Origin of the sequence: Pelagimonas sp. KU-00592-HH (assembly GCF_040369695.1) — a bacterium.
Classification (GTDB): domain Bacteria; phylum Pseudomonadota; class Alphaproteobacteria; order Rhodobacterales; family Rhodobacteraceae; genus Shimia.
On record NZ_BAABWM010000001.1, the window covers coordinates 1,178,239 to 1,191,190 of the forward strand.

The window sequence follows — 12,952 nt, forward strand, 5'->3', positions numbered from 1 at the left end:
TACCAAAAATCAGAGCAAGAAAAAAGGCCGGGTCAGTACCCGGCCTTCTGTCTCTTATACGCTGGGTTCCGGCTCCATATCGCCATCGCCGCTGGGTTTACTGCGCGGCTTGGTCTTTGGAATCGCGGTCACGCTCGGGGCGTTGCCCTCGTCAGCGTCATCACCTTCGTCACCACCCGCCTGCGGCGGCTCACCATTCATGACGCGTTTGATCTCGTCACCGGTCAGGGTCTCGTACTCCAGAAGGCCCTGCGCAAGACGTTCCCACGCATCGTTCTTGTCCTTGAGGATTTGCAACGCGCGGTCATAGCCCTGCTGAATGAAGCGTTTTACTTCTTCCTCGATCATTTCCTTGGTGCTGGCAGAGACCGAGAATCCAGCCGTGTTGCCCGAATAGCCTTCGTGCGCCTCGGCATAGTCGATGTTGCCAACCTTGTCGGACATGCCCCAGCGCATCACCATGGCACGTGCCAGTTGCGAGGCCTGCATGATATCGCCGGCAGGACCGTTGGAAACGTGATCTTCACCGTACTTGATAACTTCGGCAGCCTTGCCCGCCATGGTCATCGCCAGCTTTTGTTCACACTCATCGCGGTGATAGTTCAGGCGGTCCATTTCGGGTAGCGAAACGACCATACCAAGCGCACCACCGCGCGGAATGATCGTTGCCTTGTAGACCGGATCACACAGGGGCAGTTCGAGGCCGACAACGGCGTGACCTGCTTCGTGATAGGCGGTTTTTTCCTTCTGGTCCTGCGTAAGAACCATCGACCGGCGCTCGGCGCCCATCATCACCTTGTCCTTGGCGTTCTCGAAGTCTTCCATGGTGACAAAGCGACGGCCCACACGCGCCGCCATCAGCGCAGCCTCGTTCACGAGGTTGGCAAGATCAGCACCGGAAAAACCCGGCGTACCACGCGCGATAATGCGCAGGTCTACATCGGGGCCAAGCGGGGTCTTGCGGGCGTGTACGCCCAGGATCTTCTCACGGCCTTTGATGTCCGGGTTGCCCACGGTGACGTTACGGTCAAAACGGCCGGGACGCAGAAGTGCCGGGTCCAGAACGTCTTTCCGGTTGGTCGCGGCGAGGATGATCACACCTTCGTTGGCCTCGAAACCATCCATCTCAACCAGAAGCTGGTTGAGGGTCTGTTCGCGTTCGTCGTTACCACCGCCATAGCCTGCGCCACGATGGCGGCCCACGGCGTCGATCTCATCGATAAACACGATACAGGGTGCGTTCTTCTTGGCTTGCTCAAACATGTCACGGACACGGGAAGCACCCACACCGACGAACATCTCGACAAAGTCCGAACCCGAAATTGTGAAGAAGGGTACGCCCGCCTCACCCGCGATCGCACGAGCCAGCAGCGTCTTACCAGTACCCGGAGGGCCAACAAGCAGCGCCCCCTTGGGGATTTTGCCGCCCAGGCGCGAGAACTTTTGCGGATTACGCAGGAATTCGACGATCTCTTCCAGCTCTTCCTTGGCTTCATCAATGCCCGCCACGTCATCAAAGGTCACGCGGCCATGTTTCTCGGTAAGCATCTTGGCCTTGGATTTGCCAAAGCCCATCGCGCCACCTTTGCCGCCGCCTTGCATCCGGTTCATGAAGTAGATCCAGACACCGATCAAAAGCAGGAAGGGCAGGAGGGAAATGATGAACGACTGGAAGCCCGATTGCTGCTGGCTTTCCGCTTTCACGGGAATGCCCTTTTCAATCAGCATACCGGTCAGTTCCGCGTCTTCCGGCTTGATGGTGACGAAATCACCACCGTCAGATGTCTTGTAGCGCACGGTCTCGCCATCAAGTGTGACGCTGTTGACGCTGCCGCCATCCACGGCTGCCACGAATTCCGAATACCCGATTTCACGGCTTTGCAGGCTGCTGTTGCCGCCGCTGAACAGGTTGAAGAGGGCAAGGATCAGCAGAAACAGAACCACCCAGAATGCAATATTGCGTGCGTTGCCCAAGGCAAAAACTCCCAATCGTCGACTGCCGCGTGTCCTAGCACAGCGGTGTTCCTTGATAAATAGAGATCAAGTCAGCATGTTCAATGCGATATTCCGGTCAGGGCGCCTTCCCGGGCGGGAAATCCGCCCGTTCCGCCAATATATTGGCCGTCCACCCTACTCCAAAGCCTAATATTGGCGAGGCAACGAGTGTCTCACCCATCCAAACGGATGGGGTGGACAGAAGGCTGGTTCGAGGCATGTTGGCCGCCCGCCAATCGTCTATCTGGCGCAATCCTTCCTCGCCCAAGGCGCGGATTTCCATTCCGTCTTGCCACGGTCCGTCCAGTTGCCAGCGACCATCCCAAACCTCCCCAGCCGCGACACTCTTCGCGACGGCCGCATATTCGCGTGTGACCCGAAGGTGTCCTTTGGCGACGGTCATAAGGCATCCCGACAGTGTCGTGCCCTCGCCTGCTTCGATTTTTGCCATGACCTGACAAAGGCTTGCCCTGCGCGGCGCATAATCCGCGCCAGAGACCCAGCGAACCACCGCAACCAACAGCCTTCGACGCAACTCGACAGGCGCGACCTGTATCGCCGGAACATCCATCACGAGATCACCGCGGTCCTGCGCTACGGCTTGTGCCGCGAGCACGTTGACCTGCCACTCCAAAGCCTCGCGGGCATCGCGAAGGTTTCGGCTAACATCGGCAAGCGCATCGGCATCAATCCCCAAAGGCGCCAGAACAGACAGGGCCTGCCGCGCCTTTACGCGATCAAAGGCCGCGTTCTCGTTGGAAGGGTCATCGAGCCATTCTATACCCCGTGACCGCAAATCCTCACGCAGGGCCTCACGCGACACCCCCTGCAGGGGCCTTGCAAACACTTGCCCGTCCCTTTCGAACCACGAGGCCATCGCCGAAAGCCCGTCGACCCCGGCCCGCCGCGACAAGCGGATCAATAGGTTTTCCGCCAGATCATCCTGCGTGTGGCCAAGAAGAACAGTGTCCAACTCCAACTCCCGCGCCCAGTCTGCCAACAGCCGGTAGCGTGCGGCGCGTGCTTCGGCCTGGAGATTGCCTTCCCGATCCCAATCACGCCATTCAAGAACACGGTGCGCGACACCAAGGTCGGCACAAATCTCTCCGACCCGCGCCGCTTCGGCCGCTGCCTCTTCACGTAGACCGTGATCCACTGTCGCCGCAAAAACGGTTCGCCCGTTCGCCCTGCCCCAGTCATTCGCCAGATGCAAAAGGCCAAGCGAGTCGCTGCCGCCTGACACGGCGACACCAAGACGTTTGCCCCCGAAGTCACGAAGAAACGCCGTCAGAGCTTCGGACGGCGTCTGATCCCCCCGGCTCAATTGCACGCCAGATTGCGCATCTCGCTCTGGGCCAGAACAACCATGTCCGACCCGGGGTGGCGGGCATGCACCTCACCAAGCGTTACACAGGCTTCTGAAATCTTGCCCAAAGCGCCAAGAGACTTGCCAAGGTGATAGAGCGCCTGATCGGCAACGGGGCTGTTGGGATAGCGCGAATAGCTGTCCAGAAAGGCTCGAGCCGCCGGAGTGATTTCCCCAAGCTGCTCTAACGCCTGCCCACGCCGCAGATGCGCCTCGGCTTCCAGCGGGCTACCGGGATAGGCATCGGTAAAGGCCGCGAACTGATCCGCCGCGCTGCGGGCATCACCGCCATCAAGGGCCGCCTTGGCACGATTGAAATCGGATGTCTCGCCAATCGCAAGTTCCGATCCACCATCAACCGGATCGCTGGTTCCGGGTGTGCCAAACGAGGGCATCTCGGGATCGCCACCAAGCGTGGTGGTTTCTCCAAGATCGCTCACATCGCCACCTTCCAACTCGACCAGGCGGAACTCAAGATCGCCAATGCGGTTGGTGCCATCTTCGATAACCCGCTGAACCCGCTGCTCAAGCCGCTCCATCCGGCCCGTCAGTCGCGACAGTTCCGTCTCGATGGCATTCACGCGGTTCAGGGTGGTGCCGCTGGTGTCCACGCCGCTGGGTGCGCCCGTTGTCGACATTTCGCGTTTCAGGTTCTGGATCTCGACATAAAGAACCGTCAACTGCTGGCGAATATCCGCCAGCGTTTCGGCATCCTGCGCCGCAGCAAAACGCGGCATCACCGCCAACCCAACAAGCAAAACCGCAATCAAGCGCATCTCGTTTCTCCGATCAGAAGTTCAGGTCCGCTTGCAGCACGGTCACCGCACGGCGGTTCTGCGCATAGCAGGCTTCGGCCGAACACACTTCAAGCGGGCGTTCCTTGCCATAGCTGACGGTGGTCAAACGGTTCGAGGCAACACCACGCGACACAAGGTATTCCTTGACCGCGCTGGCCCGACGCGCCCCAAGCGCAAGGTTGTATTCACGGGTGCCCTGCTCATCCGCGTGCCCCTCGATCACCGCCTTGTAGGCCGAATTTTCCAGCAGCCAGTTGGCCTGCCCCAGCAGGACAAGCTCACCATCAGATGTCAGCGAAGACTGGTCCACGGCAAACAACACGCGGTCTCCGACACGTTCCTGGAAATGCGCGATCGAACGCGGATCATCCGGGCTGCCCTCGGCATATTCGCCGGTTGCGCCGGTGCCATCGCCCAACGTGTCATCCAATCCAAAAATACCGGAATTCGAACAGGCCCCCAGTGCCAGCATTGCCAGCAAGGCCCCTACCTTCGTCAAACTGCTCATCGCTTTGCCTCGCGTTTCCAAATGTTTTTATTTCTTCTGTTCTACCACACCGTGCGCTTCTTTGAAACGCGCCTCACTTTTGCAACGGCGACCACGCCGGGTCAGATCCGCCACCTGCCAGCTTTACCTTTTTAAGGTTGCGCCCCGACACATCAACCGAGAACAGCGAGGCAGAGCCATTCGCGCCCTGCGTCTCGCGGGTAAACATGATCACCCGCCCGTTTGGTGCCCAGGTCGGCCCTTCATCAAGGAAAGACGCCGTCAACAGACGCTCTTCGCTACCATCCGTGCGCATCACGCCGATGTGGAAGCGCCCCTTGTTCTGCTTGGTGAAGGCGACAAGGTCGCCTCGCGGGCTCCAGACGGGCGTACCATAGCGCCCCTGTCCAAAGCTGATCCGACGCGGTTCACCCCCATTGGCGGGCATGACATAAAGCTGCTGCGAGCCGGAACGGTCGCTTTCAAACACGATCTGGCTGCCGTCGGGGCTGAAACTCGGGGCCGTATCAATTGCCGGTGACGAGGTCAGGCGCGTCTGCCGCCCGCTGGCAATATCCATCTTGAAGATGTCCGTGTTGCCGCCCCGCGTGATCGACAGCAAAAGGCTTTTGCCATCCGGCGCAAACCGCGGCGCAAAGCTCATGCTACCTTCTTCGTTGTGCAGGACGCGGCGCTTCACGCTGCCGACATCCAGAATATAGACCTGCGGGAAGCCGGTCTCGTAGCTGGTGTAAAGCACCTTGTCGCCCATCGGTGAAAACCGGGGCGCCAGCACGATGGCGCTCGAATCCGTCAGGTACTGAAGGTTCGCGCCGTCATAGTCCATGATCGCAAGGCGCTTCTTGCGGTCGCTCTTGGGGCCGGTTTCGCTCACGAAAACAACACGGCTGTCGAAGTACCCGCCTTCACCGGTGATCCGGCTGTAAACCGCATCCGCCACCTTATGCGCCATGCGCCGCCAACCATCGACCGTACCCTTGAAACGCAATCCGTTGCCAAGCTCCTGTCCAGCGAAAACGTCATAGACACGGAACTTCACTTCCAACTGGTTGCCCGAAACCTTGACGGCCCCGGTGATCAGGGCCTGTGCGTTCACGGCCTTCCAGTCCGCGAACTGTACGGGCGACGCGAAATTGGTGATCTTGCTGATATGTGCTTTTTCGGAAATCTCACGAAACAGCCCCGTCCCGCTCAGGTCCGACGCGATCACCCGTGCCAGTTCCTTGGCATAGCCACCCGACGCGCTGTTTTCCGGCACGAAGTTTGGCACCGCATAGGGCAGTGGCTCGACCACCCCATCCGTGATTTCAATCCGAAGAGGCCCATTCTGCGCCTGAGCCGCCTGCCCAACCACAAACAAACCAACTAGAAGTGCTGCAAGAACCCGTATCATTTCAGCCTCATTTTCTCCGGATTAAACGTGATTTCGATGTCACGCCAATGATCATATTTTTCGATCGGCAAATTATAGCCGCCTCTTTGACACCGCAGGATAGCACGCCGCGCCGCCTCATAGGCGGTTTTCGTGGCCCGTTCATCGCCACCCTCACTGCTCAGCAGCTTGATCGCGCCGTCCACCTTACCTTCGCGGGTCATCGACAGGCCCACCGTCACGGTGACGTTGGCTGACTGGCTGCCCACGTCCACGACCCAGCATTTCTGTACCGAAACCCGCAGTGCATCCTTCTCACCCTGACTGAGGGGAGGTCCGCTTGGCACAGACGGGGTCGTATCCTCGGCCAATGCCGCCGCGACTGCCGCATCCGCCCCGGCCGAAACCGATGGCTTGGGTTGCGAACGTGTCCGCAGCACGGGGCGCAATGACCGTTTCGGCGCAAGGGCCACCTGATCCTTGGCTTCAGTAACAATCTCTGTCGTCGCGGCCTCGGGTGCCGTTGCATCCTGCGGCTCTTCAACCGCCTCGCCCGGTTGCTCATCCGGAACCGTGGCTTCGCGCACCGCATCATCAATACGCACATCAGGTTCGGGCGGCGCCACAGGTTCGGGCGCGACACGATCGGCGGGGCGCAGCACGGGCCGCACCTCGTCGCGCGGGATCAACACGGCCATTTCCTCGGCCGGCGCTTCAATATCGGGCGCATCGTCCGTCACATCCGAAGGCTGCGGCGCTTGCAAATCGCTCAGGTCCGGCGTCACATCCGGCTCGGGCACCTGCGCGTTGTCCGGTGCATCCGTCGGCACCTCGCGGTCAACCTGCGACGGCACCTCGGGCGCATCCTCGCGCAGATCCGGTGCCACCGGTGCGTCCACTTCCGTCTCCGGTCCCGGCGCCCGTTGCACGGCATTCAGCGCATCGAACTGCTCTGAGGTGATGACGGACACTCCCGTCACCTCGAAAGGCGGCGGATCCGACCGGAACACGCCGCCGAACATAACCCAGCCGATCACCCCGACATGGGCTGCACCAGAGATATAATGCCCGATATGCACCGTGACCTCAGCCGCCCCGCCCGTTCAGGCCCGGCCCTCCAATGTCAGTAACCAGACCGATATCCGTAAACCCGCCAGCATTCAGCGCCCCCATGATCTGCACCACCATCTCGTAGGGCAGATTGCCATCGGCCCGCAGGTAAACCCGCTGCGACGACCGTTCCGCCGCAATCGCGCGCAGCTTTGGCACAAGCTGTTCGATCTCTGTCTGCGTGGTCTGGATCGAAACCACCCCATCGGCGGCAATCGTCACGGTCAGCGGCTCTTCCTGTTCGCCCGGCAGGGGCGTGGCGGCGGTCTTGGGCAGTTCAACTTGCACGCCAACCGTCAGCAAAGGCGCCGCCACCATGAAGATAATGAGCAGCACCAGCATCACGTCTACAAAAGGCGTGACGTTGATTTCGGACATCGGCGCAGAGCGGCGTCGCGTCCTGCGCCGCCGCTTGTGGCCTCCGCCTGCCCCCTGGATCACTCCGGCCCCCATGGCTCAGGAATCCAACTGTCGGCTGAGAATGGTGGCGAATTCATCAGCAAAGGCCTCGTAGCCCGCGATGATCCGGTCACTGTCCGAACTCAGCTTGTTGTAGAAAATCACCGCGGGGATCGCCGCCAGAAGGCCAAGTCCCGTCGCCAGAAGGGCTTCTGCAATTCCCGGTGCCACAACGGCGAGGTTCGTGTTCTGTTGCGCCGCGATCTCTATAAAGGCATTCATTATGCCCCAAACCGTCCCGAACAGCCCCACGAAAGGAGCGGTCGAACCCACCGTCGCCAGCACCGGCAGGCCGCGCTGTAGGTCTTCGGCCTCCTTGGCGATGGCTACGTCCATCGACCGGTCGATCCGACTGGTGGCATTGGCAATCAACCCCCCGTCCTGACGGTGACTGCGCCGCCACTCCATCATCCCAGCGGCAAAAATCCGTTCCGACCGCCCCTTGGGCGTGGTGCCGATCTGGTCAAACAATCCGTCCAGCGGCTCACCACTCCAGAAGGCGCGATCAAACTGCGCCGCCTCGGCACGCGCCGCGCGGTAACTGATGATTTTCTGAATGATCACCGACCATGACCAGAACGACGATGCCACCAAGAGGAGCATCACGAGTTTCACGGTAAGAGTGGCGCGCGCAAAAAGCGCCCACATCGAAAAGTCGACTGCTGCTTCCATATGCCTGCTCTGCCTTGTTGGCCCGTTTGTGGGCCTTGTTTTGTCAGGAAAACTACAGCAGTTGCAGGGGGAAAGCCATCAAATAGGCGTCATTGGCAGGTTTCCACCGCCATTTAATGCAACATCAGGCGAATATTTGCCGGCAAACGCACCGCTTGACCGCTTTCACCAATGCAAACGATGGTCACAACAGCATGGAACAGCTCTTCCTCGCCCCGTTTCACAACCTGATCCATCACCAGACGCGCCGCTGTCACGTTGATCGTATTGGTCTCGATCACCAGTTCATCATCGAAATGCGCAGGGCTCAGATAGTCCGCTTCGACCCGACGCACCGCAAAGACGACGCCATCATCGTCCTTCATCGCATTCTGATCGATCCCCATCTCGCGCACCCAGTCGCTGCGTGCCCGCTCGATGTAACGCAGGTAATTCGCATAGTAGACGATCCCCGCCATGTCGGTGTCTTCATAGTAGACGCGAATGGGAAACCTGTGGGTCATGATACTACCTGCTGCTCTTTGCCTGAGCGCACCAAACCAAGAAGCGCTGCCCTGCGCAAGCCTAAGTCAGGTCATATCTCGCAAGGACCTCATGCACCGCGCCCTCCGGGTGCAGGGTTGACCCGAACAGGCAGAACCCGACCACCCCGAATGTGGGCACCTGCACATCACCATGCGATACCATGAACCGGCCGAGTTTGATCGCCTCATCTTCCATCATGTCACGCCGAAACCGCGCCAGCGTCACATGCGGGCGGAACCGTTCCCGCGGCATGTCGATCCCAACCTCTTCGGCAGCCCGTCGCACCGCCTTGTGCAGGGCCATCAAGGCGGTGCCACCATCTGCCTTCGCGTAGAGAACCCGGGGCCGCTTGCCGCCAAACAGCTCCAAACCGGAAAGCCTCAGATCGAACGCAGGCATTTCGATCTCGGCCAGCCGCTCATGCAAAGCCCGCAGGTCCAACTCGGTCTGATCATCCAGAAACGCCAGCGTCAGGTGCAAGTTCTCCCAAGGCACCCTGCGCCCGACGCGAAGTCCATCCTGCCAACTGGCCACCGTATCCCGCACCTCCTCGGGCAGGTCGATGGCCACAAAGGCCCGCATCAGTCGTCCAGCCGCAGCCGCGCAAACAGGCGCAGCGCATGGCTGGCGTCATCGGCCGAGACCGGCATCATCCGGTCATAGGCGGCCGCAATCACCGCCGCGATCTCGGGGCGCAACACGGTCGCGCCACTGTCGGGCAGGATCGCCAGAGGCGACGTTTCGGCAAAGGCCCGGTCGCCCCACATGAGGATCACCTGAACCGCCTGTGCAAGCGCCACCGCATCTGCCGACTGCTTCGCCATCTCGCCGCTCATGCGGACAAAAACAAACGCGGCCTGAATGGCCCCTGCAGCATCAAACCGAAACGCGCGGTACTGCGCCGCATCCGCCGCAGACAGGCGCCCGACCAGTGCCTTCAGATCCGGGATCAACCGATCCAGATCCGGCACGCCCAGCAACTCGTCCCATTCGCGGAAGAAAAAGAACATCAGGTTCGACCCAAGCTCGGGATCGGTCTCGGCCATCTGCGCCCCGGCCAGCGTCGCAACAGCCTCGATCGCGCCCTTCACCGTCGACAGCGTCTGATCCTGCACACCGAACACAATCGGCGCAATCGGTCGCCCCCAGCGGGCAAAGGCATAGCTTCCGTCATTGCGGGTGAACAGGGCTTCCACGGCCTCGGGCGTCATAATGATCTCCTCTGGGTTCCGTCGCCCTGTTTCCACCGACAGCCCCTGGAAAGCAACCCCTCGGGCAGGCCGCACACCAGGCTTCAATGCACATGAAATACTCTGGGGGGAATTGCCCCGACCGGGGCAAGAGGGGCAAGGCCCCTACTTGAACAGATCGCCGTGATCGCTCCGCCGCGGCGCCTCAAGCCCCAGATGCCGCCAGGCCTTCTGCGCCAGCATCCGCCCCCGCGGCGTGCGCTGGATCAGGCCCTGCTGCAACAGGAACGGCTCGATCACTTCCTCAATGGCATCCCGGCTCTCGCTCAGCGCCGCCGAGATCGTGTCGATCCCGACCGGCCCCCCACCATAATTCTCGGCAATGAACCGCAGATACCGCCGGTCCGCACCATCAAGGCCAAGGTTGTCCACCCCCAGCCGCGTCAGTGCCCCATCGGCCAGATCGCGATTGATGTGCCCATCCCCCTCGACCAGTGCGAAATCGACGACACGCCGCAACAGCCGTCCGGCAATTCGGGGCGTCCCCCGCGACCTCCGCGCAATTTCCCGCGCGCCACCATCATCGGCGGGGACGCCCAGCTTGCGCGCGTTGCGGGTCACGATCTCGTTCAACTCGTCCTCGGAATAGAACTGCAACCGCGTCGGAATGCCGAACCGGTCCCGCAACGGCGTTGTCAACAGCCCCAATCGCGTCGTCGCCCCAACCAGCGTGAAAGGCTGCAATTCAATCCGCACCGTCCGTGCCGCCGGACCTTCCCCAATCACAAGGTCCAGTTCGAAATCTTCCATCGCCGGATAGAGCACTTCTTCGACCGCCGGGTTCAGACGGTGAATCTCGTCGATGAACAAGACGTCACGCGCTTCAAGGTTGGTCAGGATCGCCGCCAGATCCCCCGCTTTGGCCAGCACCGGCCCCGAGGTCATGCGGAAATTCACGCCCAACTCTCGCGCCATGATCTGTGCGAGCGTAGTTTTCCCCAATCCGGGCGGGCCGTGAAACAGCGTGTGATCCATCGCCTCGCCCCGGCGGCGCGCGCTTTCAATGAACACCCGCAGGTTCGCCCGCGCCTCGGCCTGGCCGATGAAATCCCCAAGCGCCTGGGGGCGCAACGCCCTGTCGGCATCTTCCGGGCGCGGTTCGGGGCGCAATGTCGGATCTGGTTCGCTCATGCCTTATCCCTTCGGGGCCAGAAGCCGCAGCGCCGCCTTGATCAGCGTCGAGGTATCCGCCCCTTCGTTTTCGCCCGCCGCTTCGGCCACCGCAGCGGCGGCATCTCCCGGACCATAGCCAAGGTTACCCAGCGCCGACAACGCTTCAGCCTGCGCCGAGGCATTCGAAGACGCCCTGGGTTTCGCGACCCGCTTCGGAGCGGGCGCTGCCGGCTCGAGCACGTCGGCCTCTGCCTCCGCCACGCCAACCGCCTCGTCCAGCGTTCCCCCCAGCGCCATCACACCCGGTGCCTTGTCTTTCAACTCGATCACCACGCGCTGCGCCGTCTTTGGCCCAACGCCCTTGGCCGCCTTGATCGCATTCACATCGCCAAGCGCGATTGCCCGGCTCACACCTTCTGCGCCCAGCGCCCCTAGGATCGCCATCGACGCCTTGGCACCAATGCCCTGCACCCCCATCAACAGGCGGTGCCACTCTTTCTCAACAAGCGTGGTGAACCCGAACAGCTGCATCAGGTCTTCGCGCACCAACATGTCTGTATACAGCGCCACGACTTCGCCATTGCCCGGCAGCCCGGCCAGCGTCCGCTCAGAGACGTATACCATGTAGCCAACACCACGCACGTCAATCAGAACATGATCCAGACTGCGGTATTCGATCCGTCCGGTAATCTTGCCGATCATGCGCTTGCCCTCCTCAAGGCGCCCTCAAGCCCTGCGCCCGCCTTGGCATAGTGCGCGTGACAGATCGCAATCGCCAGCGCGTCCGAGGCATCCGGCCCGTTGATCTTCACGCCGGGCAGTTGCAGCTTGACCATGTGCTCCACCTGATGCTTTTCCGCGTGACCAACGCCAACCACCGTCTTCTTGACCTTGTTGGGCGCGTATTCCCCGATCACCAAGCCCGCCTGCGCAGGCACCAAAAGGGCCACGCCCCGCGCCTGACCCAGCTTCAGGGTGCCAACCGCATCCTTGTTGACGAAGGTATTCTCGATGGCGGCATGATCCGGCTCGAACCGGGCCACAACATCGGTCAGCTGCTCGTGAAGCGACAACAACCGAGTCGCCAGGTCTTCGCCATCCGAGTGGCAAATACCGTTCGCGACGTGACTGAGTCGGCTGCCCTCAGCGTCAATCACGCCCCATCCCATGTTCCGCAAACCGGGATCGATTCCCAAAACCCGCATTTTTTATCCAACTGCTCGTGTTTTGTTGCATTTTTGAACCACTAGCACAAAACCGGAACATTCGCCAAGACCCTTGCACACATTGCATAGGAAATTGCCCGCTATGTCGGCATTGCATTTCGAGGTCTGATTACGACCATTCCGCGGGTCAAACGCGACACTTTCAAGGCCGGTTTCCGCCATGTTTTTAAGGCCTTTGCGGCATCTTTCATCCATGCACAAACTGCATATCACCTATGCAGTTTTTTCTCCTTGTTGCGCAATAAATAGGCTCCTAAATGCGGTTTCACGAAAACGACGACCATCACCCAAACAGAAGGAAGATTGATATGGCCGCTTTTGACACCACCCGCGCGCAGTTTGAAACTGCTGGCTTCGCTGGCCGTATTGGCCAGACCTTCGCAACCCTGGCAGCAGCCGTCGTTGCATGGAACGACGATCGCGTCACCCGCAACGCCCTCAACGGTCTGACCGAACGCGAACTCGAAGACATCGGTCTGTCGCGCTTCGACGTCGACAACATCCGCTGACGGGAAACGAAACACGTTTTCATCCGTTTTCAGATCTTCGGATCAAAGAA

15 protein-coding genes are annotated in these 12,952 nt (G+C 60.7%); 1 reads left to right on the forward strand and 14 read right to left on the reverse strand.

What is annotated here, in order from left to right; genetic code table 11:
• Positions 1 to 54: 54 nt before the first annotated feature.
• The 14 genes from ftsH to ruvC all read right to left on the reverse strand — a co-directional run bounded on the left by ftsH (position 55) and on the right by ruvC (position 12,372).
• A complete protein-coding gene (gene ftsH / locus ABWV42_RS05715) occupies positions 55 to 1,974 on the reverse strand; it encodes an ATP-dependent zinc metalloprotease FtsH (RefSeq protein ID WP_255107411.1) in 1,920 nt (639 codons plus the stop codon).
• A 97-nt stretch (positions 1,975 to 2,071) separates the two neighbouring features.
• Positions 2,072 to 3,319, reverse strand: a complete 1,248-nt coding sequence (gene tilS, locus ABWV42_RS05720) for a tRNA lysidine(34) synthetase TilS (protein WP_353339253.1) — start codon at positions 3,317 to 3,319, stop codon at positions 2,072 to 2,074.
• Positions 3,316 to 4,137, reverse strand: a complete 822-nt coding sequence (locus ABWV42_RS05725) for a tetratricopeptide repeat protein (RefSeq protein WP_353339254.1) — start codon at positions 4,135 to 4,137, stop codon at positions 3,316 to 3,318. The genes tilS and ABWV42_RS05725 overlap by 4 nt, the downstream gene beginning before the upstream one ends.
• Positions 4,138 to 4,150: 13 nt before the next feature.
• Complete coding sequence (gene pal, locus ABWV42_RS05730) at positions 4,151 to 4,666, reverse strand: peptidoglycan-associated lipoprotein Pal (protein ID WP_255107416.1); 516 nt, start codon at positions 4,664 to 4,666, stop codon at positions 4,151 to 4,153.
• Between the two features lie 73 nt (positions 4,667 to 4,739).
• Positions 4,740 to 6,059 (reverse strand): Tol-Pal system beta propeller repeat protein TolB, encoded by a 1,320-nt coding sequence (tolB, locus tag ABWV42_RS05735; protein WP_353339255.1) that lies wholly within the window; start codon positions 6,057 to 6,059, stop codon positions 4,740 to 4,742.
• Entirely contained in the window at positions 6,056 to 7,117 is a 1,062-nt protein-coding gene (tolA, locus tag ABWV42_RS05740) for a cell envelope integrity protein TolA (protein WP_353339256.1), read from the reverse strand. Before tolA ends, tolB begins: the two co-directional genes overlap by 4 nt.
• A gap of 7 nt (positions 7,118 to 7,124) precedes the next feature.
• A complete protein-coding gene (gene tolR, locus ABWV42_RS05745; RefSeq protein ID WP_353339257.1) occupies positions 7,125 to 7,601 on the reverse strand; it encodes a protein TolR in 477 nt (158 codons plus the stop codon).
• 3 nt (positions 7,602 to 7,604) lie between these two features.
• Entirely contained in the window at positions 7,605 to 8,279 is a 675-nt protein-coding gene (tolQ, locus tag ABWV42_RS05750) for a protein TolQ (protein WP_255107424.1), read from the reverse strand.
• 113 nt (positions 8,280 to 8,392) lie between these two features.
• Positions 8,393 to 8,782 (reverse strand): tol-pal system-associated acyl-CoA thioesterase, encoded by a 390-nt coding sequence (ybgC, locus tag ABWV42_RS05755; protein ID WP_353339258.1) that lies wholly within the window; start codon positions 8,780 to 8,782, stop codon positions 8,393 to 8,395.
• A 61-nt stretch (positions 8,783 to 8,843) separates the two neighbouring features.
• Entirely contained in the window at positions 8,844 to 9,386 is a 543-nt protein-coding gene (gene thpR, locus ABWV42_RS05760) for an RNA 2',3'-cyclic phosphodiesterase (protein ID WP_353339259.1), read from the reverse strand.
• On the reverse strand, positions 9,386 to 10,015 hold the full coding sequence (locus tag ABWV42_RS05765) for a hypothetical protein (protein ID WP_353339260.1): 630 nt from the start codon (positions 10,013 to 10,015) through the stop codon (positions 9,386 to 9,388). The genes thpR and ABWV42_RS05765 overlap by 1 nt, the downstream gene beginning before the upstream one ends.
• Before the next feature lie 144 nt (positions 10,016 to 10,159).
• Positions 10,160 to 11,185 carry a Holliday junction branch migration DNA helicase RuvB gene (gene ruvB / locus ABWV42_RS05770; protein ID WP_353339261.1) on the reverse strand — a complete coding sequence of 342 codons (1,026 nt, stop codon included), beginning with the start codon at positions 11,183 to 11,185 and terminating at the stop codon, positions 10,160 to 10,162.
• Between the two features lie 3 nt (positions 11,186 to 11,188).
• Positions 11,189 to 11,869, reverse strand: a complete 681-nt coding sequence (gene ruvA, locus ABWV42_RS05775) for a Holliday junction branch migration protein RuvA (protein ID WP_353339262.1) — start codon at positions 11,867 to 11,869, stop codon at positions 11,189 to 11,191.
• On the reverse strand, positions 11,866 to 12,372 hold the full coding sequence (ruvC, locus tag ABWV42_RS05780) for a crossover junction endodeoxyribonuclease RuvC (RefSeq protein ID WP_353339263.1): 507 nt from the start codon (positions 12,370 to 12,372) through the stop codon (positions 11,866 to 11,868). Before ruvC ends, ruvA begins: the two co-directional genes overlap by 4 nt.
• Positions 12,373 to 12,701: 329 nt before the next feature.
• Between ruvC and ABWV42_RS05785 the strand changes: the two genes are divergently transcribed.
• Positions 12,702 to 12,902, forward strand: coding sequence for a DUF1127 domain-containing protein (locus tag ABWV42_RS05785; RefSeq protein WP_255107439.1), 201 nt, complete (start codon positions 12,702 to 12,704; stop codon positions 12,900 to 12,902).
• The last annotated feature ends 50 nt before the right edge of the window (positions 12,903 to 12,952 follow it).

What these genes read in the sequence shown, in the direction of transcription:
- ABWV42_RS05725 (WP_353339254.1), bottom strand. Translation starts at nt 4,137, where the DNA reads ATGCGCTTGATTGCGGTTTTGCTTGTTGGGTTGGCGGTGATGCCGCGT.
- pal (WP_255107416.1), bottom strand. Translation starts at nt 4,666, where the DNA reads ATGAGCAGTTTGACGAAGGTAGGGGCCTTGCTGGCAATGCTGGCACTG.
- tolB (WP_353339255.1), bottom strand. Translation starts at nt 6,059, where the DNA reads ATGATACGGGTTCTTGCAGCACTTCTAGTTGGTTTGTTTGTGGTTGGG.
- tolR (WP_353339257.1), bottom strand. Translation starts at nt 7,601, where the DNA reads ATGGGGGCCGGAGTGATCCAGGGGGCAGGCGGAGGCCACAAGCGGCGG.
- tolQ (WP_255107424.1), bottom strand. Translation starts at nt 8,279, where the DNA reads ATGGAAGCAGCAGTCGACTTTTCGATGTGGGCGCTTTTTGCGCGCGCC.
- ybgC (WP_353339258.1), bottom strand. Translation starts at nt 8,782, where the DNA reads ATGACCCACAGGTTTCCCATTCGCGTCTACTATGAAGACACCGACATG.
- thpR (WP_353339259.1), bottom strand. Translation starts at nt 9,386, where the DNA reads ATGCGGGCCTTTGTGGCCATCGACCTGCCCGAGGAGGTGCGGGATACG.
- ABWV42_RS05765 (WP_353339260.1), bottom strand. Translation starts at nt 10,015, where the DNA reads ATGACGCCCGAGGCCGTGGAAGCCCTGTTCACCCGCAATGACGGAAGC.
- ruvB (WP_353339261.1), bottom strand. Translation starts at nt 11,185, where the DNA reads ATGAGCGAACCAGATCCGACATTGCGCCCCGAACCGCGCCCGGAAGAT.
- ruvA (WP_353339262.1), bottom strand. Translation starts at nt 11,869, where the DNA reads ATGATCGGCAAGATTACCGGACGGATCGAATACCGCAGTCTGGATCAT.
- ruvC (WP_353339263.1), bottom strand. Translation starts at nt 12,372, where the DNA reads ATGCGGGTTTTGGGAATCGATCCCGGTTTGCGGAACATGGGATGGGGC.
- ABWV42_RS05785 (WP_255107439.1), top strand. Translation starts at nt 12,702, where the DNA reads ATGGCCGCTTTTGACACCACCCGCGCGCAGTTTGAAACTGCTGGCTTC.